Genomic DNA, 22,299 nt, shown 5'->3' on the forward strand with positions numbered 1-22,299 from the left:
GCCGGTGACCACGGTCAGGGACATCTGGTTGCTCTGCCCGGACTCCACCGTGGTGGCGACATCAACGAGCAGCTCGTCAGGCTTCGACATGGCGAAGATTGTATTTGCTGACTCCCGGCCGCTCGCCGGTGACGCTTCCGGTGTCGCTGTCAGGTCGGGGGTGCGCGTGCGCGGCGCCTGTGGGCTGCGGTCATGCACGGACATCTCGATGCTGTCGGGGTGTGCGGTCACGGGCTTGGGTGCGGGTGCCGCCGCCGTGACGCAGGGCGTTGGTGGCGAGTTCCGAGACGAACAGGACCACTGTGTCGGCATCCTCGGCCGCGATCGGACGTCGGGGACCTCCGAGGCAGTCCCGGGGCGATTAACTCCTTGTCGAACGCGCGAAAATCTGTGTTTGTCAGAGTAGACATCCTTGCGGGGATGGGGTTATGGTTCTCTCGTAACTCAGAGAGACAGCAGGGCCTGGCAGACACGAACTGCCGGGCAGTAGTACATGCAAGTGCAGTTCGCGGTATCCAGCAGTGCGCAGTACCCCACTTGTAAGCAGTTGATCCCAGAGGGAAGAACGGAGGAACCGAGCGCCATCAGGATCGCCCGGGCCGACATTTTGAACCCGGGTACCGCAGGACATCGATAGTGAGGTGGTCTCCGGTCAAGCAACCGCGATCCCCGCACCCCCGGCAGCAAGCCGGTCGGGTCTGCGGAAACAGAGGGTCGGCGCAGTACGAGGGCCGACAGATGGTGTAGGAGTTCCTTCGGGGCCCTGGTGCGATGAGCACCAGGGCCCCTCGACACGTTCCGCAGAGAGGTGCAGATGACAGCAGATGATTCGTTCGGCCGTATCGACGACGAGGACTACCCCGCCTACACGATGGGCCGGGCCGCCGAACTCCTCGGTACCACCCAGGGCTTCCTCCGCGCCATCGGCGAAGCCCGCCTGATCACCCCGCTCCGCTCCGAGGGCGGCCACCGCCGCTACTCCCGCTACCAGCTGCGCATCGCCGCCCGCGCGCGGGAACTCGTCGACCACGGCACCTCCGTGGAGGCTGCCTGCCGCATCATCGTCCTCGAAGACCAGCTCGAAGAAGCCCAGCGCATCAACGCCGAATACCGCCGCGCCGCAGAATCGGCGAACCCGACGACCACCGCCGGCGGCTGAGTGGGTCGAACAGCTTTGGTGAGGTCCAGGGTGAGGTGGGCGTACGTCACGCCCGCCGCGCGCAGATCGCGGTAACCCACCCAGACCGCCCGCGGACCTTCCTGGCCTGCTACGGCCGGGTGTGGTGACCGCTGCCGGCCCCGGCGAAGCGGCCACCATTGCGCCCGGATGACTGTCGGTTCCAGGACGCTGGGCAAGGGAAGCGCACCTGGGACCACACCCTCGTCACCCGTACCCATGCCGGGTCGGTGGTGCTGAGCGACACCTCCGTCGAGAAGGTCGTGGTCTGCGAGGCAGACCGGCTCGATATCAGCACCCGTACTCCCTGAAGCGGCTTGACCGCCGGCGGGCCACGTGGATCACCGCACATCTGGACGTGGCCCGCTACAACGTTGCCGTGCGTCAGGCCGCTTGCGTGAGTTCGGCGCGGCCGAACAACAGTGCATATCCGGCGGGGAGTTGGGCCAGGATACGGCTGAGCAGTTCCTCGTCGACGAGCTGGGCCACGACGTGCAGGACGGTACCGGTGTCCCAGCGGGCGGTGGCCATCGTCCCGCCGGTGCGGGATGTCAGGTCCTTGACGAAGCACCAGCCGGTGAGGGGATCGGTGGTGGGGGGCTCGGAGGTGAAAGCGGCGGCGGCCTCGTACGGCAGCCTGGCCGCGAGCTCCACGCGCTCATCGCCCATGAGCTGGCGACCGAGGGCGGCCAGCACGGCGCGCACGGACTGTTCCGCACGTGCGCGGGTGGGGTAGGCGCCTTCGTAGCGCACTCTTTCCAGCATCTGCTCGAACGTCATGCCCACGGGGGTCCGGCACAGTTCCTGTGGGGGAATCATGGGTAACGCCGTTGCCTTTCTTGTCTGTTGTCGTCGCGAGGCGATGGCTGTGGGGCTCGCCGGCCACCGCCGCTGTCGGTCGGGGCCCGGGGGAAGCTGCCGTTCCCAGTGGGCTAGCCGGGGCGGGGCCGAACCATCAGCAGGTCGTAGCCCGCCGGGAGTTGCAGCAGGATGCGACCGGTGAGCCCTTCGCCCGCGGTGTGCGTGGCCGCCCTGAGCGCGGCGCTCACGTCCCAGGCCGCTGTCTGCTCGGTGGCTTCCTCGATGCTCTCGTACTCACCGCGTTCCTTGGCCAGGTCCGGGAACGCCTCCCACCGGATGCTCATTGCTGTTCTCTCGCATGTGCATTGAGGGGGAGCGGAGGACGGGGACGACCGGAGAGGAGGCGTTCCCCGTCCTCCGTGCCGCTGTGAGGGGACTCAGCCCCTGATCTCCTTGTGTGCGGAACCGCCACCGATGGCGATCTTGCGGGGCTTGGCGCGCTCGGCGATCGGGATACGCAGGGTCAGGACACCCGCGTCGTAGTCAGCCTTGATGTGCTCGGTGTCCAGGGTGTCGGCCAGCACGAGCTGGCGGGAGAAGACGCCCAGCGGCCGCTCGGAGAGCTCCATCTGCACGTCGTCCGCCTTGGTGACGGGCCGGCGCTCTGCCTTGACGGTCAGCATGTTCCGCTCGACGTCGATGTCGATCGCGTCTGCGGAGACGCCGGGCAGGTCGAGGGCGATCACGTAGTCCTCGCCCTCCCGGTACGCGTCCATGGGCATCGTCGACGGACGCGACCAGGTTCCGGTCGTGTTCAGGAGCTGCTGGGTGAGCCGGTCGAGCTCACGGAAGGGGTCGGTGCGCATCAACATCGTGAAATCTCCTCCAAGGTTCAGGTCAGCGCGTCGCTGCCAATGCGGTTCACCTGCCATCGTTGTAACATGTCATCGAAGTGATGACAAGTAGAACGTCGTCGCCGCGACGACACCGATGTTGGAGGCCAACGGACATGGACGATCAGCCCACCCCCACGTCCTTTCTCGCCGCCGCGGCGGCTTTGAACGCGATCAACGAGACCCTGCGCACCGCCCGGACGTCACAGGACGGCGAGAACACCGAGCGCGTCCACGCAAGCTCGGAAGAGGCGTGCGCCGCCCTCCTGCTGCTTCGCCAAGTGCGCAGTCAGCTCGCCGAATGGGAACCGGGTCTGATCGAAGAGGCACGGGATGCGGGCGCCAGCTGGGCCGACCTCGCTCACCCCCTCGGCGTCTCCAGCCGCCAGGCCGCCGAACGCCGGTACCTGCGCGTTCACCCCGGAAACCCGGGCTCCACGGGCGAGCAGCGGGTACGGGCCACCCGCGACCGCCGCGCCGCGGACCGCACCGTCGCTGCCTGGGCCCGCGCCAATGCCGCGGACCTGCGCCAGCTCGCCGGCCAGATCACAGCCCTCGCCGATCTTCCGGCCGCGGCCCGCACCCCGCTCGCCGAGCTCACCGCCGCCCTCGCCGACAACGACGCCGCCGCCCTCGTCGGTCCCCTGGCGCTCACGCACTCATATTTGGCGCCCGGCCACCCCGATCTCGCGGCGCGCGTCGACGACGTCACCCGGCACACCGACCAACTCCGCGACCGCAGCGGCAGCCAACGCCAGGGCCGGGCCTGATTTCCCGCTTGGTGAATGTCTTGACCATCGCTGACAAGAGATCCGGACTCGCCGCAGCGAGGTGGTCGCAACCACGAGCCGGAGGACTCCTGACGCAAGCCAGCCGCGCTGCCCTGACCTGGTAAGACGGGTTGACGGGGTGACATTGCGAGGATGTGGGGCAGAAGTGGTGGCAGCCGATAGGAGGTTGTCGTGGAGGGTGGAGATCTGGAACTGGGCGAGGTGCTGGCCGCCGCCGAAGCGGCTCCGCCCGGTGAATCTGTCGATGTGGTGGCACGAGACCTGCAGAAGCGGCTCGGTGCGGAGCATGTGTCCTTCCTGTTCGTCGATCTCATCGGGCAGCGGCTGGTCCGCCTCGCCGCGACCGGCGGTGAGGTCGAGAATTCCGGTGAGTCGCTCGACCTGCGGGGCAGCGTGTACGACGGCGTTCTGCGGAGCCAGCGCCAGCAGGTGGAGGCAGACGGCCAGGACGGGCGACGTGTCATCACGCCGGTCACCAACCGCGGCGACTGCATCGGCGTCCTTGAAGTGACCTTGCAGTGCGTGGATGACACCGTGCTGCGACAGGTTCGAGAAGCGGCGCACGCGCTGGCCTACATCATCGTCACGGATCGCCGTTTCACCGACCTGTACCACTTGGGCCGGCGCACCACCCACACCAGCCTGGCCGCGGAGATCCAGCACCAGTTGCTTCCCTCGGCGCCCTGCTGCGAGGCGGAGCAGTTCACCCTCGCCGCCGGTCTGGTGCCGGCCGACGACATCGGGGGCGACACCTACGACTACTCCCTTGACCATGACACCCTGCACCTGTCCATCACCGACGCCATGGGCCACGACACGAACTCAGCTCTGCTGGCCACTCTGTTGGTGAGCGCACTGCGCAGATCGCGCCGCAGCGGCTGTGACGCCCTCAAGCAGGCCCACCACGCCCACCAGGCCCTGCTGAGCCACAGTCGGGGCCTGGCCACCGGTCAGTTGCTGTGCGTCGACCTCGACACCGGCCGCTGCGACCTGGTCAACGCCGGCCATCCCCGGCCGCTGCTGCTGCGTGACGACGCCGTCGAAGAGGTGGAACTCGCCGCCAACCTGCCCTTCGGTGTGGCCGCACCCGCCCCCTACCGCCTCCAGGAACTGCACCTGCGTCCCGGAGACCGCCTCGTCCTGCTCACCGACGGAATGCAGGAGCGCCGTGCCGCCGCCGTCGACCTGGCCTCACTCATCCATGACACCCGCGCGCTGCACCCGCGAGAAGCCGTCCGGAGCCTGACGGCCGCGGTGCTCGCCGCCTGCCAGGGCAACCTCAAGGACGATGCCACGGTTTTGATACTGGACTGGCACGGTGATCGCCGCAGACCGTGACCGGGGATATGAGGGGGACTCAGCCGCAAAGGGAGGTCGGGAAGACCCCCCCACGCAGGAGTGCTCTTCACGTCGTGCGGAGGGGTGTCTCGCTGTTGCACTGCGGCCGACGGCGCAGGTGTCCTGGACGGCCGCAGGGTTCGTAGGGGTTTGCGTGCACCTCGGCGGGCAACTCGACCACCAGGACATCGCGCCGTAGGTCTCTGTCCCGCTTCGAGGAGTCAGGGCGCCGCGGCACAGAAGGAAGATGACGACCGTGACCACACAACTCCCGCGCACCACGCCGAAACCGTCGATCCGCGTCGCCGAGACGGGCTGGTCGAAGGCCCGTCACTGCCGAGGGAAAGGCGTGCGTACCTGCGTCGCCGCCGTCGAGGACGAGAGCACGCCGGCGGTGGCGCAGTCGGGTACCGAGGTGAACATCATCAGGAGCACGGACTGACCGTCCGGATGACTTCATGTCTTCTCCCTGGGTACCCAATGCGATCCGGACCCGCGCCGGTCCGCCGGAGCGGCGCGGACAACCCCCCATCGAAGGAGGAGCGAATGAGCACGAGCACCGTCAAGGAAGCCGTGGACGTCGAGGTTCCTGTCCACACGGCCTACAACCAGTGGACCCAGTTCGAGCACTTCCCCCACTTCATGGAAGGCGTCGAGGAAGTGAGGCAGCTCGACGACCGGCACAACCACTGGATCACCAAGATCGGCGGCGTGCGGCGCGAGTTCGACACCGAGATCGTCGACCAGCTGCCGGACGAGCGGATCACCTGGCGCTCCGTGGACGGTGACACGCGGCAGCGAGGCTCGGTACGTTTCGAGCCCCTGGACGCAGCACACACCCGGGTGGAGCTCACCATGGAGGTCGAGCCGACCGGCGTCGCCGAGAAGAGCGCGGACGCTCTGGGCGTGATCGACCGGCGGGTCAAGGGGGACCTGCGGCGATTCAAGGACTACATCGAGGATCGCGGTGGCGAGACCGGCGGATGGCGCGGGCGTATCCGGCCCGAGGACCCCGGCACGACCCACTGACGCTCTGGCGCTCTGGCGCGCGCAATGGCGAGCGGACCGTGAAGTTCCCTGTGAGTCATGAACTCGTCCGATCAAGGAGCGGTATTCGTGAGTGCGGATATGTGGGGCTACCAGCCGGCGGTCGGTTACACCGCGGCCACCAGCCTGATCGGCTATCAGGTCGAGGCGACGGACGGCCCCATCGGCAAGGTGGACAAGCACTCCGACGACGTCGGGGCGTCTCACTTCGTGGTCGACACGGCGGGGTGGAGCTCCGGCAGGCGCCTCCTGATCCCCGCCGGCCTTGTCATCGGCATCGACGCGGCGGAGGAGAGGATCCACGTCGACCGGACGAGGGAGGAGCTCAAGAACGCTCCCGAGTTCGACAAGGACAAGCACACCGGTGAGGCGGGCTATCACGAGCAGCTGGGTAGCTACTACCAGGGCCACCGTGCGTGAGACCTGAGCCGGGGTGTGCGGCGAGGTGTGGGTCGGAGCCTCCGCTCCGACCCACACCCATATCTACCTGTCGCCCGAGCAACGTCGAGCCCGCTCAGCCGTGGGCGGCTTCCCGGAGGGTCTGTGAGGCCTTCTTGTCGAGGGCGACGCGGACCAAGGCCGCGGCCAGGACGGCCGGTTCGGCGCCGTCCGCCAGGCGGAGCAGGGCGGCGGGTTCGGTGGGCAGCTCCAGGGCGCGGGCGCCTTGGAGGGCTTTGGCGTCGAGGTAGGGCGCCGTCCGGGGCCAGACGGCCTGCGCCTCGCGCAGGAAGATGTCAGCGCCGGCCGGTCCCACTCCGGGGAATTCCTGGAGCGAGCGCCGTATCGTGGCCGTGTCGCCGTCGGCCTGATCCCGCATTTTCCGCAGGTCGCCTCCGTAGCGATCGGTGGCCAGCTTCGCGCCGTCGCCGAGTTGGGTGGCCGTGCGTTCGTCGTAGCGGCGGTAGCCGCCCCGGCCGAGTGCGTCGACCCGCTGCTGCCAGGTGGCCTCGGCCATCCGGCGCGGATCACGCATCCCGGCGGCGCTCAGCTCTTTGGCCGTGGCGACCGCGATGTCGGCGCGGATACGGGCACTGAGCAGGCAGGCGAGAACGAGCAGTCGGTACAACGGCTGAGGGGTGTCTTTGAGGCGGATGCCCGCCTCGGCGGCGTAGGTGCGGCCGTGGGTTTCCAACAGCGCCCGCATCAGCTCGCGTTGGCTGGCCGAGGCCATTCGATCTCCCCTCCGAAGACTGCGTAGGACATTTCACGTACCCGTATGGATCTCCATAAAGAGGATCGAAAGGCAGCCGCGCGTCACCGGTGCGGAAAGTGTCACCGCCTACGTTCCGTTCGTGATCGTGGAGAGTTCCCTGTCGAGCGCCCGATCGATTCCTTGGGCGTCGAGGCCGGCCCTCCTGCGGACCATCTGCACGAACGCCGCGACGCAGTCTGCGGACAGCCACACTCGTGCGATGGACCGGGCGACGAGACTCACCTCGATGCCCTCGATCAGGCCCGGTGCGGGTCGCACGGTGATGTCTCCGTCGCCGGCGGGGGACATCATGCCCCTCGCGAGCAGCTCCCAGGCGAAGGCCCAGGCGACACGCATTCTGTCGGGTCCCAGCAGTACCAGACGCGCAGCGAGGCAGTCGTCGGGCCGGTATACCAACTGCGCGGCGACGATGGCTCCTTCGGTGTCCGCGACCACCACGCATGCGGTCGTGTCGACCTTCAGTTGCGGGCAGTCCGGGCGCTGAGTCACGTCAGGGCCCCGGTCCGCCCCGAGCTGTGCTGGGTCGTGCGGACCCTCAACGTCCGCGATGGCGAGCGGCTGGGCGTCATGGATCCCGAGCGCGGTGCACGGATTGGAGACAGGGCGTCTTCCACGGTGCGGGTGCCGGTCAGGGCACACAGGGTGGAGGAGGCGTTCTGCGCGGTGGCGGCGGGGGCCGGGTCCCCGTCGGTCGTGAGTGCCGGGTGGTGGTCCAGTGCCCGTTGCGGCACTGCCGGGTCCGGATCGAGGCGGGATGGGGAGGGCACGATGACACTCCTCGAAGGGGGAAGAAGGGTGCCTGCCGGCCCAAGCACTTGACTCCGCTCCCGTGTGCCCCGCCCGTACGAGCCGAAACGGACCGGACCGCGGCGGAATGGGTTGCTCGCGCGTCACCGGAGCCTCCGCTTCGGCCTCCGTAGGCGGTCGGCGCGAGGGAGGGCGGTTCTTCGGAGGCCGGGCGAGGCGTCGCTGTTCAGAACCGGACGTCGTCCGCGGTCACGATGCGCGCTCCCATGTTGCGTTCCATCATCTGCAGGGCGGCTTCTGCCAGGTCCGCGTGGATGTGGGCCACCGCGTCTCGGGCCACCGTCACTCGTAGATGTCGGATGTGGGCGTCGAGCGCCGAGTACAACACGCACTGCTCGGTGACCTGGCCGCACAGCACAAGGTGGTCGACGCCCTGCTCGGCCAGCAGATAGCTGAGTGGGGTCTCGTAGAAGGCGGAGTGCCGTGCCTTGACGACGAAGAACGACTCGTCGTCGGGTGCGACGGGCTCTACGAGGTCGGCGTGCGGTCCCCGCAGGGCGGTCTCCACGAGTTCGCCGTGGTGGGACCGCCACTGCCCGAAGTTGTCGTTGACGTAGATGACGGGCACGTCGAGCCGACGTGCTCGGTGCAGCAGCCCGGTCACCGCGGGCAGGGATGCCTTCACCGACGGGGTCAGCAGGACGGCGTCGTCATGGTCGTACGTGTTGATCATGTCGATGACGATGAGTGCGGTCTTTGCCATGCCTTCCACCCTGCACCCGCGGGGACTTCCCCGCGTCCTGGTCAGCGGCCGAGAGCCTTTTGCAGTTGGCTCTTGTTCATGGAGGATCGGCCCTGGATATTGCGCTTCTTCGCCTCGGCGTAGAGCTGGTCCCTCGTGGGGCCCTCGGCGCCGCTGTGCGAGCGCTGTCCGCCGCGTTGGGAGGCGGACTTCGGGTCGCGTGTGGAGGTCTTGCTGGAGGTCTTCGCCTCGCCGGCGCGGGCGCGTTCCTTGTTCACCGTGCGGGATGCGATCTCCTTCGCCCGGCGCGTGGACTCGCCTCGCTTCTCGGCGCTCTCCTTCACGTGTTCGTACTGTCGTTCCCTCTTCTTGTTCGATCCTGCCGGCATCGTATTGCTCCTCTCTGCTCCGTAATGGATCCACGGGTTCCCCTCCCGTGGGGTGGCGTAAACGTGCTCGTAAGGAGCTCGTCAGTCTCCGAGGTGGGGCAGCACCTTGGTGCGGTAGAAGTCGAAGAAGCCTTGCTGGTCCGGTCCGATCTGGTTGACGTAGACGGTGTCGAAGCCGGCGTCGATGTACTCCTTGACCGCCTCCACGTGCGCGTCCGGATCGTCGCCGCAGGCGAGATTCGCTTCGATGCGGTCGGGGCCGACGAGTTCCGAGGCCTGCTCGAAGTGGCTTGGGGTGGGCAGGAGTTGGGCGAGTTCGCCGGGGAGCTGTTCGTTGGCCCAGAGGCGGTGTGCCGTACGGACGGCTTCGTCCTTGTCGGTTGCCCAGCAGACCTTGAGTCCGGCGGCGACAGGCTTGGTGCCGCCGCCGCTGCGTCGGAAGCGTTCGATGGCGGTGGCGTCCGGTGCCATGGTGATGAATCCGTCCCCGATGCGGCCGGCGACTTCGGCGGCGTGCGGGCCGAAGGCGGAGACGTCGATGGGTACCGGCTCGTCGGGGACCGTGTAGAGGCGGGCGTTCTCCACGGTGTAGTGCTTGCCCCGGTGACTGATCTGCTCCCCGGTGAACAGCTGGCGCATCACGTGGACGGCTTCCTCCAGCATGTCCAGGCGTACGTCTGCCTCGGGCCAGGCGTCGCCGAGGATGTGCTCGTTGAGCGCCTCGCCGCTGCCGATGCCGAGCCGGAAGCGGCCGTTCAGCTGTACGGCGCTGGTGGCTGCCGCCTGGGCGACGACGGCGGGGTGCATACGGATGAGGGGGCAGGTCACGGCCGTCTGTACGGGCAGGGAGACGGCTTGTGAGAGGGCGCCGATCACGGACCAGACGAAGGGGCTCTGGCCCTGGTTGTCGTTCCAGGGGTGGTAGTGGTCCGAGATCCACAGCGATGTGAATCCGGCCTGTTCCGCCATCCTGGCCTGCTCCACCAAGTCGGCGGGACCGTGTTCCTCACAGGACAGGAAGTATCCGAAGTCCGTCATGGCGCTCTCCTCGGGGCAGTGGACCGTCAGCCCTCCGAGTGGCCGTGGAGCGCAGTGGGAAACGTCCGCTGCTCAGGCGTCCTCGTCGCTGAGGAGCCGGGTGCATCACGATCTCCAGAAAAGCTGACGAGGCAACCGTCGGCATCGAGGGCACCGCCTCGTATCCGGGCGCCGGGGCAGGCGACGCCCGGAGCGATCCTCAGGCTCCGGGAGCAGTTCGAACATGAAGGGCAGACGCATGGGTACTCCGTCTCTTCCCTCTTGAGGAGGACGGTCGTGACTTTCAATCTGCTCGAGCATCGCGGTATCCCGCCGGACCGGAAGGTCGGCAACTGGCGTGAGTTGGAGACCGCTTGATCGATCCCGATCACACCTGGCCCCCAGCCGCGGAGCGAGGTGGACAAAGGCGTCCGGCCTGCCGCCGGACTTCCGTGCAGATCCTCCTCAAGGCCCGGACACGGACCTTTCAGCGGGGCGGTTCCGGGTGCGGAGAGAACCCCCTGGTCTGTCCCGGCCAGACCCTGCCGCATGCGGCGGCAGGCACATCCACATCGATCGATTTTGGAGGAGCCTTGAGTGACTTCGATCAACCGCAGGCGCGCGACACGAGCCGCGCGGCGGAGGTAGCGAGTACCGCGCAGGACAAAGCGGCTGAGGGTGCCGGACTGGTCGGCGGGAAGACGGCCGAGGTGGCCCACACGGCCAAGGATCAGGCCGCGAACACTGTCCATGAGGCCACGGCCCAGGCGCGCAACGTGATCGGGGAGCTGCGCGAGCAGCTGCAGGGTCAGTCCCGCGCGCAGGCCCGGCAGTTGGCCGGCAACGTGCGCCGACTGGCCGACGAACTGCACGAGATGAGCGAGAACGGCAAGCCGGACTCGACAGCTGCCGCCGTGGTGCGGCAGGTGGCGGACAGCGGCCGGCAGGTGGCGTCCCATCTGGAGAGCCGCGGCCCCGAAGGCGTCGTCGAGGACCTGCGCGACTTCGCCCGCCGCAAGCCCGGCCTGTTCCTGGCGGGTGCGGCGGTCGCCGGTTTCGCCGCGGCACGTCTCGGCAAGGGGATGTCCGCCGCCGGATCGTCGGGTGGCCACGACTCGGACGTCGGTGCGACCGGCCGCCCCCAGGCCACGGGGACGTTGCCGCAGATCGAACCGGAGGTCCCGGTTGCTCCCGCGGTCCCGGCGTACCAGCCTGCCGCGGTACCGGATCAAGGGCACATCGCGCGGCCCGAGGGGAACTGAGCGATGGCACTGTCCCCCTCGGAACAGCAGCAGCCCTCGGCAGGTTCCGACGCCGGCGCGCCGGCGGCCGAGCCGTCGCTGGGCGATCTCATCAGTGACATCAGCAACGACCTGTCGCAACTGGTACGCAGTGAGATCGATCTGGCGAAAGCCGAGCTCAAGCAGGAGTCGATGAAGGCCGGGAAGGCGGGCGGCATGCTCGCCGGGGCCGGATACGCGGTTCACCTCGTCATCCTGCTCGCCAGCCTGACCGTGGTCTTCGCGCTCGACAACGTCATGGACCTCGCGTGGGCGGCGCTGATCGTCACCGCGGTCTGGGCGGTCGCGGCCGCGATCTTGTACGTCAACGGCCGAAAGCGCCTGCGCGCGGTCAATCTGAAGCCGGATCAAACGGTGGAAACACTGAAGGAGGATGCCCGATGGGCACGGAACCCGACGAGCTGAGGCGCGACGTCGACCACACACGGGCGCATCTGGCCCGCAACGTAGACCTGCTCGCGGACCGCGTGGTGCCCGGCCGAGTGGCCCGCCGCAAGATCGACGCGACCCAGAGCCGGCTGAGCGGATTGAAGGAGCGCGTCATGGGAACAGCGCACGGCAGCGGCAGCACGGTGAGCGACACCGCGCACGGTGTCGCCGACCACGCGGGGCAGGCCGTCGGACGGGTCGGTGATGCCGTGTCCGACACGGCATCCACCATCGGCGACGCCGCCCAGCAGGCGCCCGCGCGGATCAAGCAGCAGACCCAGGGCAGCCCCCTGGCCGCCGGTGTCATCGCCTTCGGCGCGGGCATGCTGGCCGCCGCGCTCCTTCCCACCACGAAGGCGGAGGAGCACGTCGCCGGTCAACTGCGCGAGCATGCCGACGACATCGTCGAGCCGGCCAAGCAAACCGCGTTGGAGGCGGCCAAGGACGTGCGGGAGGAACTGCGCGAGCCGGCGGCCCAGGCCGTGCAGGCGGTGAAGGACACCGCCACGGAATCCGCCCGCACCACCGGTGAGCACGCACGGCAGGCGGGAGCCGAGACCGCGGAAGGGCTGCGCTCGACGGCACAGGACGGTGCCGACGAGGTCCGCGACTCCGGGCAGCGCACCACCTGACGCGACCCACCCGAACGACCCCGCCCAACCAACGATGATGAGGAGGCGAACATGAGCGGACTGGGAGACCTCGCCGGCAAGGCGAAGAAGGCCGCGGAAGAGCACTCGGACAAGGTCGACGACGCGGCCGACAAGGGCCAGGACCTCGCGGCGGACCACACCGACCACCAGCACGACGAGCAGATCGACCGCGGCGTCGATGCCGTGCAGAAGTCCTACGGCGGTGACGCCGACGATCCCGAGAGGGGTGCGTGAGCATCTGCGACACGAGGGGGTCCGGAACCGTTGGCGGTTCCGGACCCCCTGTGCTTTGTGGCCTTGGCTTCCCGGCGGGTGGGCAGTTGTCGCAGGTGTGTGCCCTTCGTTCTACGACCGGTCGCTCTCGTGTCCTTCGGCGTCCACGACGTCCCGCTTGCCGTCGTGTTCACGCTGGTCCAGTTCCGCGATCCGTGGGTGGTGCAGGTCGAAGGCGGGGGACTCGGAGCGGATACGCGGCAGGGTGGCGAAGTTGTGGCGCGGAGGCGGGCAGGAAGTTGCCCATTCCAGGGAACGTCCGTAGCCCCATGGGTCGTCGACCTCGATCTTCTCGCCGTACTTGGCGGTCTTCCACACGTTGTAGAGGAACGGCAGCGTGGACAGGCCCAGCAGAAAGGCGCCGATGGAGGAGATGGTGTTGAGGGCGGTGAAGCCGTCGACGGCCAGGTAGTCGGCGTAACGGCGGGGCATGCCCTCGGCGCCCAGCCAGTGCTGGACCAGGAACGTGGTGTGGAAGCCGATGAACAGCGTCCAGAAGTGGATCTTCTCGAGCCTGTGGTCGAGCATCGTGCCTGTCATCTTCGGCCACCAGAAGCTGAACCCGCCGAACATGGCGAAGACGATCGTGCCGAAGAGGACGTAGTGGAAGTGGGCGACCACGAAGTAGCTGTCGGTGACATGGAAGTCCATCGGCGGCGAGGCGAGGATCACGCCGGTCAGGCCGCCGAAGAGGAACGTGACCAGGAAGCCCGCCGCCCACAGCATCGGTGGCTCGAAGGAGATCGATCCCTTCCACATCGTGCCGATCCAGTTGAAGAATTTCACGCCCGTCGGTACGGCGATCATGAAGCTCATGAAGGAGAAGAACGGCAGCAGCACCGCCCCGGTGGCGAACATGTGGTGCGCCCATACGGTCACCGACAGACCGGTGATGGCGATCGTGGCGCCGATCAGCCCGACATATCCGAAGATCGGTTTGCGTGAGAACACCGGGATGATCTCGCTGATCACTCCGAAGAACGGCAGGGCCAGAATGTAGACCTCGGGATGGCCGAAGAACCAGAACAGGTGTTGCCACAGCAGCGGTCCGCCGTACTGGGCATCGAAGACGCGGGAGCCGAAACGCCTGTCCGCCTCCAAGGCGAGCAGGGCTGCCGCCAGGACGGGAAAGGCCAGCAGCACCAGTACCGAGGTGAGCAGCACGTTCCAGGTGAAGATCGGCATGCGGAACATGGTCATGCCGGGGGCGCGCATGCAGATGATGGTGGTGATGAAGTTGACCGCGCCCAGAATCGTGCCGAACCCGGCCAGCGCCAGCCCCATGATCCACAGGTCCGCGCCGATGTAGCCGCTGCGGATGGGGCCGCTGAGCGGGGTGTAGGCGGTCCAGCCGAAGTCGGCGGCGCCTTGCGGGGTGAGGAAGCTGCCCAGCACGATCAGACCGCCGAACAGGAACAGCCAGTACGAGAACATGTTCAGTCGGGGGAAGGCGACGTCGGGGGAGCCGATCTGCAGCGGCATGACCGCGTTGGCGAAGCCGGCGAACGTCGGGGTGGCGAACAGCAGCAGCATGAGCGTTCCGTGCATGGTGAACGCCTGGTTGTACTGCTCGGTGGACAGGAACTGCAGCCCCGGCCGGGCCAGTTCCGCCCGCATGACCATCGCCAGCGCGCCGCCGATCAGAAAGAAGCAGAACGAGGTGATGAGGTAGAGATGACCGATCTTCTTGTGGTCGGTCGTGGTCAGCCAGGAAACGATCACCTGCCCCTTGCCCCGGCGTTCCACCGCGGGGATCGGAGCAACCGGTTCTGTGTGTGTCGCCATCGGGTTCCTCGATCGGCAGGAGTCGGTGCGCGGAACGGGACGAGGCGAAGATGACGAAAGCCGCGCGTCCGCCCTCTTCTCCCGTCTTCGGGATGAGCAGCGTGTAACCAACCGAGCAGATGTCAATCCTCCCCGGTTGGGCGGAAAGGCGGCGGGTACTCGACGCCGACCTCGCACACCAGGCTCCTCGAGGAGGCCCGGATGACCTTCAATCCCCTGCAACAGCAAGGCATTCCGCTGGACCGACAGATCCGCAACTGGCGCGAGCTCGATGTCGAGCCGATCGACCCGGACCACTGTGACCCGTACACGCGCTGCCGGATCATCACGATGAACGGCATCGAGGTCGAAGCCATTCTCTTCAGCCACCAGTTCGCCCGCCATTGCCCGGACCCGGAGGTCAAACGGCAACTGGCGGAAGTCCGCTACATCGAGGCGCAGCAGCAGAAGGCCGTCAACTGGCTGCTGCCCGGGCTGGCTTCGGTCCTGGAGACGACGATCGCCTACGAGCAGGTGGCCGTCGACCTCACCGGCTGGATCGCCAGGTCCGAACCCGACCCGTACCTCAAGCAGGCCTACCAGTTCGGCGTCCTGGAGGACTTCGACCACCTGTACCGCTACGCCAACCTCTACGAGATGATCGAGCACCGCAAAGCGGACGCGATCGTCGAAGGCCTGACCGAGGTGATGCCGGGACGGCCGACGAAGTTCCACCACCGCCACCCCGCCGACAACGTCCGCGAGCCCTACGACCGTACGACGGTCGACCCGCTCTCCCGGCTGCACGCGCTGACGGTCATGTCGACGGAGCAGCAGACCATGAACTTCTACATGAACGTCGGCCCGCAGTACATGGAGCCGATCGCCCGCCAGCTCTATCAGGAGATCGCCCTCATCGAGGAGGAGCACGTCACTCACTACGAGTCGCTCGTCGACCCGGGTGAGAGCTGGTGGGAGCAACTGGTCCACCACGAGTACAACGAGTGCTACCTCTACCACTCCTTCATGGAGCAGGAGTCCGACCCGAAGGTGAAGGCGATCTGGGAGCTGCATCTGAACATGGAGCTCGAACACCTGCGGATCGCCTGCGATCTGATGCGCACGCACGACGGTCGTGAGCCGCAGGAGGTCCTCGCTCCGGAGTTGCCGAACGTGCTCACCTTCGAGCCCAACAAGACCTATCTGCGTGAACTCCTGGACACCCAGATGGATTTGACCACGCTCGGCACGGGCTACGTGCAGGACGCACACGAACGGTTCGAACGGATGCAGGAGCAGATCCACGGCGGTGAGGAGCCGCCCAGCGAGCGGGTGATGGTCCAGCACCGGGAGCTGTTCGGCCGCGAGTACCGCTCGCAGACCGAGGGGGAACACCCCGATGCCGCCTCCCGCGAGAGGAACTGACATGGCCGGGATAGCGGCGAGCGACGCCGATGTCGTGGCCCTGCTGATGCGGCAGCACGGCGACATCCGCAACCTCTTCGACGAGGTCGAGCAGACCACCGGCGACGAACGCCGGGACGCTTTCCGGCGACTGGTGCGGCTGCTCGCCGTGCACGAGACCGCCGAGGAAGAGGTCGTGCACCCCTTCACCCGGACGTCCGTGACCGGCGGCGAAGAGGTGGTCAAGGACCGACTCGCGGAGGAGAGGGCGGCCAAGGAGACCCTTGCCCGGCTGGACGGTGCGGACACCGACGACCCCAAGTTCCTCGCCGAACTCACCGCTCTGCGCGGGGAGGTGATGGCGCACGCTCGGGCGGAGGAGCGGTATGAGTTCATCCACATTCGCCGCTGCGCCGATGCCGCGTGCCTGTCCTCCTTGGCTGCCGGCATCAAGGCGGCCGAGGCGATGGCGCCCACCCACCCCCACCCGGGCACCGAGTCCGCGGCGAAGAACATCGCGCTCGGGCCGGTCGCCGCGCTGATCGACCGCACCCGGGACGCCGTGCGCAAGGCCATGGGCAAGGACGGGTGAAAGGGCGTTCCCTGCTCGCCGGGCTGCTCGCCGGAGTCGGGATCGCAGCGTTCGTGGACGAGACCGTCTTCCACCAGTTGCTGCACTGGCATCACTTCTACGACAGATCCACTCGGGATGCGGGTCTGGTGTCCGACGGTCTCTTCCATGCCGGCGGCTGGCTCGCCATGGTGGCGGCCCTCTTCCTGTACGCCGATCTCAGGCGCCGGGAGGGCCTGCTGGCGACGGCCTGGTGGTCGGGGATCTGCCTGGGAATCGGCGGGTTCCAGCTGTACGACGGCACGATCCAGCACAAGGTGTTACGGCTCCACCAGATCCGTTACGACGTTGATCCGGCGCCCTACGACTGGACGTGGGACGTGATCGCCGGACTGTTCCTGGTGGCCGGCCTGCTGCTGTGGCGCCGGTCGCGACGTGCTGCGACAAGCCGCGAGCAAGGGCTTGTCGCCGGGCGCGCGGACGACGGCCGCGGCGAGGGGGAGCGGAGGCCGTGATGCGCGAGAACCGCCCATGACCGGTGCCCTGGCAGTCGTGGTGCTCATGGGCGGTGTGCTCTACACCGGCGCGGCCAGGCAACTGCGGAGGCGGGGCGACGCCTGGCCGCGCAGTCGGGACGGGGTCCTGTGGCTCGGCGGGCTCCTGCTGATGAGTTCGGTCGCTCTGCCGTGGGAGGTGTGGCTCAGGCCCTTCACCGGGCACATGGCCTCACATGTGGTGGCGGGCATGGCCGCACCGGTGCTCGTGGTGCTGGCCAGGCCCCTCACTCTGGCCTTACGCGTCCTGCCGGTACCCGCCCGCCGGTTCCTGGTGAGCACGACGCGATCGGCGCCGGCGGCCGTACTCTTCCACCCCGCGGTCGCCGCGGCTGTCGACCTCGGCGGATTGTGGGCGCTCTACCGCGCCCCCTTGCCCGCGCAAGCACTCCACAGCCCGTTGCTGTCCGTCCACCTCTTTGTGTCCGGGACGCTGTTCACCTTCACGCTCTTGGCACTCGATCCCCTACGCCACCGGGTCGGTCTCGCGCTGCGCGGGGGAACACTGCTGGTGGTATCGGCGGCGCATGCCGTGCTCGCGAAGAGTCTGTGGGTGTCGGGACCGCCGGGCACTGCGTACGCGTCGGCCGATCTGCACCTCGCGTCCCAGGTGATGTACTACGGCGGAGACCTGGTGGAGATCGCGCTGGCTGTCGTGCTGGCCGGCCAGTGGTACCGGGCGCAAGGGCGGGCGCTCGTCCGTGAAAGGGCGGCCGTCCAGGGGCTCCCCAGGGGGCCCTGAGTTCGGTCCGCGCCGCCTGCGAGGACGGGATGACAGTCGATGGCCTTGTCGAGGCCGACATCCTGGCCTCGTGGTCGATCTCCTCATGCACCGCGACAATACGGACGCCGTCCACCAGGCGGAGCTCGACAGACAGCCTCTGCGGCCGACCTGCTTGCTTGATGACGGTCACCGCTTCTGCGGCTGCGCTTACGCTGTCCCGGGGCGGGGCGTGCGCAGATGACTCTGCCCACCTCCCCAGCCGGGTGCACTCGTCGGTTGTAACCAACACATACCATTGCCATTGTCTGTCCGGAGGCTGGGTACTCGCGTGCCCATGGACGCGAAATGAGGAGGACGTCGGGAGTGGGATCCGAGGTCGACGGTGACGACTGTCCTGAGAGGGATGCGCACCTGATGCGCGCCGGCTATGCCTTGGACGGAGAAGACGGCTGCATCGCCGACGCCCGCCATCACGCTGTCGCTTTCCTCGACCGGGCGCACGCCGACCATCAACTGCCCGTGCCCGCACGTGCCAGAGACCTCACCCAGCTTGTGGTGAGCGAGCTGGTCACCAACGTCCTCAAGTACGCCCCGGGCCCCGTCCTGATGGAACTGCGCATCGACGCCCACGCCGTGGACATCGTCGTATGGGACAGCGACCCCACCGTTCCCACGGCCCGGGCCACCGATCCCGGCCGGATCGGCCAGCACGGCCTGGAGATCGTCAAGGCCGTGACCGAATCGCTCTTCATCGAGCAGGAGCCGGTCGGTAAGCGCATCACGGCCCGCCTCGCCCTGTCCGACCCGCCTTCTGTACGAGGCGGCCGGAGTTGATGGGGCGGGATCAGGAGCACGCACGCCTGTGGTGTGTCCCTTCCGTAGCCAGCACACCCGGCGGCGTTTCACCGGGTGCGCCGATTGCGCCCGCGCGAACGCACCTCCCGGATCACCTCCGCGAAACGGTCAACAGGGCGTCCCTGAGAACCCATTGGTTCCAGGTGGGTTGAGCATTCGCCGTCCTCGTGCGCGGTCAGCGGCCCAGATAGGCGGTCAGGGCCTGCTCCTGGCCGGGGTATACGGCGAACAGAGCATGATCTCCGGTGGTGAGTGCCAGCAAGCGGCCCACTTGCGGAGGGGGTCCCGCCAGCGCGAGCCAGCCGTCGGCCTCCGTCGTCCGCCGTCGGATCCGCAGCAGCGCGTTGAAGCCGGAGGAGTCGCAGAACGCCACACCCGACATGTCGAGCACCAGGTCGGGATGGGTCTCCAGCAGTTGTACGACCTCGGTGTGCAGACCGCCGGCGGTTCCCGCGTCCAGTTCCCCCGAGATGCTCATCACCGCGAGCCGGCCTTCTTCCCGCACGGTGACGCGCAGATTGTCGCTCATCGTCGCTTCCCTTCAGTTGCTGCCGCTGTCGGCGTTGTGGTGGTGGTGCCGATGCGGCGAGGCGGGGACAGGATGCCGAACGTCTCTTCGCCCGGGCGGCACCGCTGTCCCGTGATCAAGGCCGAAGGGCGTCAGCAGACGGGTGAGTTCGGACGCCCGTGGACGTCGGCGCGGATGGCCGGGCGGCCCTTACGCCAGGCGTCGAGCAGGTAGGTGCCCAGTCGGGTTTCCAGGAAGACGGTGGCGTCCGCGCCGAACGCGACATCCGGCTCCAAATGCGGCTCGTCGGCAAGGAGTCCACCGATGACCTCGCGGCGTACGACCTGTTCGTGCACGGCATCTGCCTCGACGTGCTCGTCGTAGAACCGCTCGGCTGCGGGGCCGGCCCCGGTGCGGCGCATCGCTGCCGCGAGGCGGCGGGAGCCGGGGGAGGAGGTGACCTCGACGCACGCGAAGTGGCCCACCAGCGCGCCGCGCAGGGAACGGCGCAGCCCGAAGAGCGTCATGACATTGACGGTCGCCAGCAGGGGGGCCGGGGCCGCGGGGAGGTAATGGCCGTAGTCGGTGCGGAGGTCCAGGTCCGTCATGAGGTCGGCGAAGAGCTGGGCGTGGATGTTCTGGGCGCGGCCGGCGCCGAACTCGTCGTACTCGATGGCGACCATGCCTGCCTTGGCTCGGCCGCGCAGCCTGGGGATCACCCAGGCGTGCGGGTCGGCCTCCTTGAGGTGGTACAGCGAGCGCAGAGCCACGTACTCGCGCAACTGCCCGATGTCGCCGTGGTGTTGGAGGTGGTGAGCGACGCTGTCGCTGTGGTCGGTCGACTCCACCAGCAGGTCGCCGAACGCTTCGTCGACGTCGCGGTCCGTGGGTACGTCGGCGCGCAGAGCGGTCAGGAAGCGGTCCTCCAGCGCTTGGCGCAGGGGCATCAACGCGGGGTCCCATTCACGGTCGTCGGCGACGCCGGCGAAGCCTCGGTAGTGCAGTTCGTAGAGGAGATAGAGGGCGAGTTGCAGGTCCTCGCCGTAGGGGTCAGCACGCTGGGCGCCCTCGGGGTCCGGTGCGGGCTGCCTCGGGTCGGTGAGTGCGGCCAGCAGGCCTGCCGACAGCGGTCCTCGGGGCCCGGGCAGCGTCGGGGTCGTGATGGGGACACCGGGAGTGTCGGTCGCGGTCGCCGTCATGGCTTCTTCCTCGGGTCAGGGCGAGGGTCGTGGTGCTGGGACCCGGGCTCCGGTCGGTCATCGGCCCGGCTCCGGTCGTGCCCGTCGGGGCGGTCGTGAGTCTGCCGACCGGTTCCGGCGTCGGCGCGTTCGGTCTGGTCGCCGTCGGTGGCCTGCGGGCGCTTGTGGCGGCGGTGGCTGGTGTCGCACCAGGGATAGATACGGCTGCGGCGGCAGGTGCAGACGGCGACGAGGAAGCGGTCGGAGGTCACCACGGTGCCGTCGTCGGTGACCAGCTCGACCGGCCCTTCGATCAGGACGGGCCCGTCGCGGTCGACGCTGACGCGTCGGGGTCGTTCAGCTTCGTTCGGCACGGACGACCACCAGCTCCTCCATGTCCTCGTCGGCCCGCACGATTCCCTGTGCGCGGAGCCAGGGCAGCCGCTCGGTCAGCACGGGCCCGAACGGCACCCGCGTCCGCTGGGCCACCTCGCACCGCATACCGGCCTCGCGCAGTCTGCCAAGCGTTACCGCGGCGTCGCACAGGCCGGAGTGGACCATGAGCAGCACGCCGCGCGGCCGCAGGAGCCGCGGAGCGTGGGCGCAGATCCGGTCGACGACGTGGCGACCGTCCGGGCCCGCGTCCCACGCCCTGCTCGCGCCGCGCAGCGGCAGCCGGGCGCTCGGAGCGGGAACGTAGGGCGGATTGCTCACGACCAGGTCGAAGGTCCGTCCGAACCACGGCATCGACAGGTCGCCACGGCGCACCTCCACCCGCTGTCCCGCACGGGCCGCGTTGAGCCTGGCGGTCACTGTCGCGCGCCAGGATATGTCGGTGGCCGCCACTCGCGCGCCCGCCCGGGCCGCCTGCACGGCCAGTGCGCCGCTGCCCGTGCACACGTCGAGGACGTCGGTGTCCGCCGTGATGTTCTCCGCGTGCAGGGCGCGGGCGAGGAGACGCGTGTCGGCCTGGGGCGCGTACACCCCGGGCAGTGTCCATAGATCCCCGAGTCTGTCGAACTCAAAGGGGCGTGCGGCAGTGGTCGTCATCGAGTACCTCCGGGGCAGCGCGGGTCAGCGGTGTCGTATGCATCGCCAGGCGCTGGACCGGTTCCTTTCACACTTGGCGCACCTGGAGCCCGCCGCCACCGGGCGACGGTCGCAGCACTGAGTACCCCTCGCGCACCACCACAACCACGCTGCTCGTCTCGCGCCGCGGTGACGTCCCTGGCCAGGCCGCCGGAGAGGAGGGTGCCGAGGGAGCCGTACGCCCAGAGCACGGGTGGCTCGAAGAACAGCGAACCGTGCCACATGGCGCTGATCAGTCCGCCGCATCCGCGTAGACTGGAGCTACGTGCCGTTAGGACCCAGCGGCTGCTGTCCGACCGACCCCATGTTCCGGGGCGGTCGTGTACAAGCCTGCGCGCGGTGCGCGAGAACGCGATTTCTCGGCCGGAGTCGGCAGGTGCCGGACTTCGATCAGAGAGGACATCGTGCTCCCAGACAGCGGTGCGTCGCCACAGCACCTCAGCGTCCACACGGCCGACCATGACGGCGTCAGCGTCGTGACTCCGGTCGGAGAGATCGACAGCGACAGTTGCGGGGCTCTGCGCGCGGTCCTCCAGAACTGTGTGGAGGGCACCGGACGTATCGCGATCGACTTCTCCGGGGTCTCCTTCATGGACTCCAGCGGCATAAACGTCCTGCTGAGCGCGGCGATGTCACTCAGGGACCGGCCCGGCGCGTGGCTACGGGTCGTGGCCCCCTCCCAGCCGGTTCTGCGGGTCCTGCAGCTCGTCGGGGTCGAGGCCGTTCTCCCGGTTCGCGATTCCCTCGCCGATGCCCTCGCCGACTGAGGATGCCGGGCGGCCCGGGCGGATCGGAGGAATACCGACGCCACCGTCCGCCTCGCTGCTCGCACACCCGCTCC

General features: G+C 68.3%; 29 protein-coding genes and 2 pseudogenes. 16 read left to right on the plus strand and 15 right to left on the minus strand.

The window, feature by feature from the left end:
• Positions 1-150 precede the first annotated feature (150 nt).
• Positions 151-328: pseudogene (locus ACIQI8_RS40765) on the minus strand (ATP-binding protein); the annotation flags it as partial.
• Positions 329-814: 486 nt separating this feature from the next.
• Here ACIQI8_RS40765 and ACIQI8_RS40770 point away from each other — a divergent pair.
• A complete protein-coding gene (locus tag ACIQI8_RS40770; RefSeq protein WP_402362823.1) occupies positions 815-1,159 on the plus strand; it encodes a MerR family transcriptional regulator in 345 nt (114 codons plus the stop codon).
• Positions 1,160-1,561: 402 nt separating this feature from the next.
• Here ACIQI8_RS40770 and ACIQI8_RS40775 read toward each other — a convergent pair whose 3' ends face one another.
• The 3 genes and pseudogenes from ACIQI8_RS40775 to ACIQI8_RS40785 all read right to left on the minus strand — a co-directional run bounded on the left by ACIQI8_RS40775 (position 1,562) and on the right by ACIQI8_RS40785 (position 2,850).
• A complete protein-coding gene (locus tag ACIQI8_RS40775; RefSeq protein WP_402362826.1) occupies positions 1,562-1,957 on the minus strand; it encodes a DUF2267 domain-containing protein in 396 nt (131 codons plus the stop codon).
• Positions 1,958-2,109: 152 nt separating this feature from the next.
• Positions 2,110-2,262: pseudogene (locus ACIQI8_RS40780) on the minus strand (DUF2267 domain-containing protein); the annotation flags it as partial.
• A gap of 153 nt (positions 2,263-2,415) precedes the next feature.
• Complete coding sequence (locus ACIQI8_RS40785) at positions 2,416-2,850, minus strand: Hsp20/alpha crystallin family protein (RefSeq protein WP_402362829.1); 435 nt, start codon at positions 2,848-2,850, stop codon at positions 2,416-2,418.
• A gap of 137 nt (positions 2,851-2,987) precedes the next feature.
• On the opposite strand from ACIQI8_RS40785, the gene ACIQI8_RS40790 reads away from it, so the two are divergent.
• The 5 genes from ACIQI8_RS40790 (at position 2,988) to ACIQI8_RS40810 (ending at position 6,467) form a co-directional block, all read left to right on the plus strand.
• Complete coding sequence (locus tag ACIQI8_RS40790) at positions 2,988-3,641, plus strand: type III effector protein (protein ID WP_402362832.1); 654 nt, start codon at positions 2,988-2,990, stop codon at positions 3,639-3,641.
• Between the two features lie 192 nt (positions 3,642-3,833).
• On the plus strand, positions 3,834-5,000 hold the full coding sequence (locus tag ACIQI8_RS40795) for a PP2C family protein-serine/threonine phosphatase (protein WP_402362835.1): 1,167 nt from the start codon (positions 3,834-3,836) through the stop codon (positions 4,998-5,000).
• 256 nt (positions 5,001-5,256) lie between these two features.
• Positions 5,257-5,442 (plus strand): hypothetical protein, encoded by a 186-nt coding sequence (locus ACIQI8_RS40800; RefSeq protein ID WP_402362838.1) that lies wholly within the window; start codon positions 5,257-5,259, stop codon positions 5,440-5,442.
• A gap of 104 nt (positions 5,443-5,546) precedes the next feature.
• Entirely contained in the window at positions 5,547-6,029 is a 483-nt protein-coding gene (locus ACIQI8_RS40805; RefSeq protein ID WP_402362841.1) for an SRPBCC family protein, read from the plus strand.
• Positions 6,030-6,116: 87 nt separating this feature from the next.
• Positions 6,117-6,467 carry a PRC-barrel domain containing protein gene (locus ACIQI8_RS40810; RefSeq protein ID WP_402362843.1) on the plus strand — a complete coding sequence of 117 codons (351 nt, stop codon included), beginning with the start codon at positions 6,117-6,119 and terminating at the stop codon, positions 6,465-6,467.
• A 94-nt stretch (positions 6,468-6,561) separates the two neighbouring features.
• Here the strand turns inward: ACIQI8_RS40810 and ACIQI8_RS40815 are convergent, their stop codons facing one another.
• From ACIQI8_RS40815 to ACIQI8_RS40840, 6 genes are all read right to left on the minus strand, one after another.
• Positions 6,562-7,218 (minus strand): endonuclease, encoded by a 657-nt coding sequence (locus tag ACIQI8_RS40815; protein ID WP_402362846.1) that lies wholly within the window; start codon positions 7,216-7,218, stop codon positions 6,562-6,564.
• 108 nt (positions 7,219-7,326) lie between these two features.
• Positions 7,327-7,749 carry an SsgA family sporulation/cell division regulator gene (locus ACIQI8_RS40820; RefSeq protein WP_402362850.1) on the minus strand — a complete coding sequence of 141 codons (423 nt, stop codon included), beginning with the start codon at positions 7,747-7,749 and terminating at the stop codon, positions 7,327-7,329.
• Complete coding sequence (locus tag ACIQI8_RS40825; protein ID WP_402362853.1) at positions 7,746-8,075, minus strand: DUF5133 domain-containing protein; 330 nt, start codon at positions 8,073-8,075, stop codon at positions 7,746-7,748. Before ACIQI8_RS40825 ends, ACIQI8_RS40820 begins: the two co-directional genes overlap by 4 nt.
• Before the next feature lie 158 nt (positions 8,076-8,233).
• On the minus strand, positions 8,234-8,770 hold the full coding sequence (locus ACIQI8_RS40830; protein ID WP_402362856.1) for a cysteine hydrolase family protein: 537 nt from the start codon (positions 8,768-8,770) through the stop codon (positions 8,234-8,236).
• Between the two features lie 41 nt (positions 8,771-8,811).
• Positions 8,812-9,138, minus strand: a complete 327-nt coding sequence (locus ACIQI8_RS40835) for a plasmid stabilization protein (RefSeq protein WP_402362859.1) — start codon at positions 9,136-9,138, stop codon at positions 8,812-8,814.
• 81 nt (positions 9,139-9,219) lie between these two features.
• Positions 9,220-10,176, minus strand: a complete 957-nt coding sequence (locus ACIQI8_RS40840) for an LLM class F420-dependent oxidoreductase (RefSeq protein WP_402362862.1) — start codon at positions 10,174-10,176, stop codon at positions 9,220-9,222.
• Positions 10,177-10,748: 572 nt separating this feature from the next.
• On the opposite strand from ACIQI8_RS40840, the gene ACIQI8_RS40845 reads away from it, so the two are divergent.
• Genes ACIQI8_RS40845 through ACIQI8_RS40860 form a run of 4 tightly spaced genes read left to right on the plus strand, consistent with a single transcriptional unit; the run spans position 10,749 to position 12,772 of the window.
• Positions 10,749-11,417, plus strand: a complete 669-nt coding sequence (locus ACIQI8_RS40845; RefSeq protein WP_402362866.1) for a hypothetical protein — start codon at positions 10,749-10,751, stop codon at positions 11,415-11,417.
• A gap of 3 nt (positions 11,418-11,420) precedes the next feature.
• Positions 11,421-11,861, plus strand: a complete 441-nt coding sequence (locus ACIQI8_RS40850; RefSeq protein WP_402362868.1) for a phage holin family protein — start codon at positions 11,421-11,423, stop codon at positions 11,859-11,861.
• Positions 11,837-12,517: a DUF3618 domain-containing protein gene (locus tag ACIQI8_RS40855; protein ID WP_402362870.1), complete on the plus strand. Its 681-nt coding sequence runs from the start codon at positions 11,837-11,839 to the stop codon at positions 12,515-12,517. Before ACIQI8_RS40850 ends, ACIQI8_RS40855 begins: the two co-directional genes overlap by 25 nt.
• 51 nt (positions 12,518-12,568) lie before the next feature.
• The gene (locus tag ACIQI8_RS40860) at positions 12,569-12,772 is read left to right on the plus strand and encodes an antitoxin (protein WP_402362873.1); all 204 of its coding nucleotides are present in this window, start codon (positions 12,569-12,571) and stop codon (positions 12,770-12,772) included.
• Between the two features lie 111 nt (positions 12,773-12,883).
• Here the strand turns inward: ACIQI8_RS40860 and ctaD are convergent, their stop codons facing one another.
• Entirely contained in the window at positions 12,884-14,596 is a 1,713-nt protein-coding gene (gene ctaD, locus ACIQI8_RS40865) for a cytochrome c oxidase subunit I (RefSeq protein WP_402362875.1), read from the minus strand.
• A gap of 201 nt (positions 14,597-14,797) precedes the next feature.
• Here ctaD and ACIQI8_RS40870 point away from each other — a divergent pair, with 201 nt between their 5' ends.
• The 5 genes from ACIQI8_RS40870 to ACIQI8_RS40890 all read left to right on the plus strand — a co-directional run bounded on the left by ACIQI8_RS40870 (position 14,798) and on the right by ACIQI8_RS40890 (position 18,662).
• Positions 14,798-16,000: a hypothetical protein gene (locus ACIQI8_RS40870; protein WP_402362878.1), complete on the plus strand. Its 1,203-nt coding sequence runs from the start codon at positions 14,798-14,800 to the stop codon at positions 15,998-16,000.
• A 1-nt stretch (position 16,001) separates the two neighbouring features.
• Entirely contained in the window at positions 16,002-16,571 is a 570-nt protein-coding gene (locus ACIQI8_RS40875) for a hemerythrin domain-containing protein (protein ID WP_402362881.1), read from the plus strand.
• Complete coding sequence (locus ACIQI8_RS40880; RefSeq protein WP_402362884.1) at positions 16,568-17,065, plus strand: DUF2243 domain-containing protein; 498 nt, start codon at positions 16,568-16,570, stop codon at positions 17,063-17,065. Before ACIQI8_RS40875 ends, ACIQI8_RS40880 begins: the two co-directional genes overlap by 4 nt.
• Positions 17,066-17,081: 16 nt before the next feature.
• A complete protein-coding gene (locus tag ACIQI8_RS40885) occupies positions 17,082-17,846 on the plus strand; it encodes a cytochrome c oxidase assembly protein (RefSeq protein ID WP_402362887.1) in 765 nt (254 codons plus the stop codon).
• 396 nt (positions 17,847-18,242) lie between these two features.
• Entirely contained in the window at positions 18,243-18,662 is a 420-nt protein-coding gene (locus ACIQI8_RS40890) for an ATP-binding protein (RefSeq protein ID WP_402362890.1), read from the plus strand.
• A 196-nt stretch (positions 18,663-18,858) separates the two neighbouring features.
• Here the strand turns inward: ACIQI8_RS40890 and ACIQI8_RS40895 are convergent, their stop codons facing one another.
• The 4 genes from ACIQI8_RS40895 to ACIQI8_RS40910 all read right to left on the minus strand — a co-directional run bounded on the left by ACIQI8_RS40895 (position 18,859) and on the right by ACIQI8_RS40910 (position 21,419).
• Entirely contained in the window at positions 18,859-19,212 is a 354-nt protein-coding gene (locus tag ACIQI8_RS40895) for an STAS domain-containing protein (RefSeq protein WP_402362893.1), read from the minus strand.
• 131 nt (positions 19,213-19,343) lie between these two features.
• Positions 19,344-20,390 carry an iron-containing redox enzyme family protein gene (locus ACIQI8_RS40900; protein ID WP_402362896.1) on the minus strand — a complete coding sequence of 349 codons (1,047 nt, stop codon included), beginning with the start codon at positions 20,388-20,390 and terminating at the stop codon, positions 19,344-19,346.
• Entirely contained in the window at positions 20,387-20,743 is a 357-nt protein-coding gene (locus ACIQI8_RS40905) for a CDGSH iron-sulfur domain-containing protein (protein WP_402362899.1), read from the minus strand. The genes ACIQI8_RS40900 and ACIQI8_RS40905 overlap by 4 nt, the downstream gene beginning before the upstream one ends.
• Positions 20,727-21,419 carry a HemK2/MTQ2 family protein methyltransferase gene (locus ACIQI8_RS40910; protein WP_402362901.1) on the minus strand — a complete coding sequence of 231 codons (693 nt, stop codon included), beginning with the start codon at positions 21,417-21,419 and terminating at the stop codon, positions 20,727-20,729. Before ACIQI8_RS40910 ends, ACIQI8_RS40905 begins: the two co-directional genes overlap by 17 nt.
• Positions 21,420-21,862: 443 nt before the next feature.
• Between ACIQI8_RS40910 and ACIQI8_RS40915 the strand changes: the two genes are divergently transcribed.
• Positions 21,863-22,225, plus strand: coding sequence for an STAS domain-containing protein (locus tag ACIQI8_RS40915; RefSeq protein ID WP_402362904.1), 363 nt, complete (start codon positions 21,863-21,865; stop codon positions 22,223-22,225).
• Positions 22,226-22,299: the final 74 nt, after the last annotated feature.

It is taken from the genome of Streptomyces sp. NPDC092369 (assembly GCF_044755245.1).
Classification (GTDB): Bacteria; Actinomycetota; Actinomycetes; order Streptomycetales; family Streptomycetaceae; genus Streptomyces.

What these genes read in the sequence shown, in the direction of transcription:
- ACIQI8_RS40770 (WP_402362823.1), top strand. Translation starts at nt 815, where the DNA reads ATGACAGCAGATGATTCGTTCGGCCGTATCGACGACGAGGACTACCCC.
- ACIQI8_RS40775 (WP_402362826.1), bottom strand. Translation starts at nt 1,957, where the DNA reads ATGACGTTCGAGCAGATGCTGGAAAGAGTGCGCTACGAAGGCGCCTAC.
- ACIQI8_RS40785 (WP_402362829.1), bottom strand. Translation starts at nt 2,850, where the DNA reads ATGTTGATGCGCACCGACCCCTTCCGTGAGCTCGACCGGCTCACCCAG.
- ACIQI8_RS40790 (WP_402362832.1), top strand. Translation starts at nt 2,988, where the DNA reads ATGGACGATCAGCCCACCCCCACGTCCTTTCTCGCCGCCGCGGCGGCT.
- ACIQI8_RS40805 (WP_402362841.1), top strand. Translation starts at nt 5,547, where the DNA reads ATGAGCACGAGCACCGTCAAGGAAGCCGTGGACGTCGAGGTTCCTGTC.
- ACIQI8_RS40815 (WP_402362846.1), bottom strand. Translation starts at nt 7,218, where the DNA reads ATGGCCTCGGCCAGCCAACGCGAGCTGATGCGGGCGCTGTTGGAAACC.
- ACIQI8_RS40830 (WP_402362856.1), bottom strand. Translation starts at nt 8,770, where the DNA reads ATGGCAAAGACCGCACTCATCGTCATCGACATGATCAACACGTACGAC.
- ACIQI8_RS40835 (WP_402362859.1), bottom strand. Translation starts at nt 9,138, where the DNA reads ATGCCGGCAGGATCGAACAAGAAGAGGGAACGACAGTACGAACACGTG.
- ACIQI8_RS40840 (WP_402362862.1), bottom strand. Translation starts at nt 10,176, where the DNA reads ATGACGGACTTCGGATACTTCCTGTCCTGTGAGGAACACGGTCCCGCC.
- ACIQI8_RS40850 (WP_402362868.1), top strand. Translation starts at nt 11,421, where the DNA reads ATGGCACTGTCCCCCTCGGAACAGCAGCAGCCCTCGGCAGGTTCCGAC.
- ACIQI8_RS40855 (WP_402362870.1), top strand. Translation starts at nt 11,837, where the DNA reads ATGGGCACGGAACCCGACGAGCTGAGGCGCGACGTCGACCACACACGG.
- ACIQI8_RS40860 (WP_402362873.1), top strand. Translation starts at nt 12,569, where the DNA reads ATGAGCGGACTGGGAGACCTCGCCGGCAAGGCGAAGAAGGCCGCGGAA.
- ctaD (WP_402362875.1), bottom strand. Translation starts at nt 14,596, where the DNA reads ATGGCGACACACACAGAACCGGTTGCTCCGATCCCCGCGGTGGAACGC.
- ACIQI8_RS40870 (WP_402362878.1), top strand. Translation starts at nt 14,798, where the DNA reads ATGACCTTCAATCCCCTGCAACAGCAAGGCATTCCGCTGGACCGACAG.
- ACIQI8_RS40875 (WP_402362881.1), top strand. Translation starts at nt 16,002, where the DNA reads ATGGCCGGGATAGCGGCGAGCGACGCCGATGTCGTGGCCCTGCTGATG.
- ACIQI8_RS40885 (WP_402362887.1), top strand. Translation starts at nt 17,082, where the DNA reads ATGACCGGTGCCCTGGCAGTCGTGGTGCTCATGGGCGGTGTGCTCTAC.
- ACIQI8_RS40890 (WP_402362890.1), top strand. Translation starts at nt 18,243, where the DNA reads ATGCGCGCCGGCTATGCCTTGGACGGAGAAGACGGCTGCATCGCCGAC.
- ACIQI8_RS40895 (WP_402362893.1), bottom strand. Translation starts at nt 19,212, where the DNA reads ATGAGCGACAATCTGCGCGTCACCGTGCGGGAAGAAGGCCGGCTCGCG.
- ACIQI8_RS40900 (WP_402362896.1), bottom strand. Translation starts at nt 20,390, where the DNA reads ATGACGGCGACCGCGACCGACACTCCCGGTGTCCCCATCACGACCCCG.
- ACIQI8_RS40910 (WP_402362901.1), bottom strand. Translation starts at nt 21,419, where the DNA reads ATGACGACCACTGCCGCACGCCCCTTTGAGTTCGACAGACTCGGGGAT.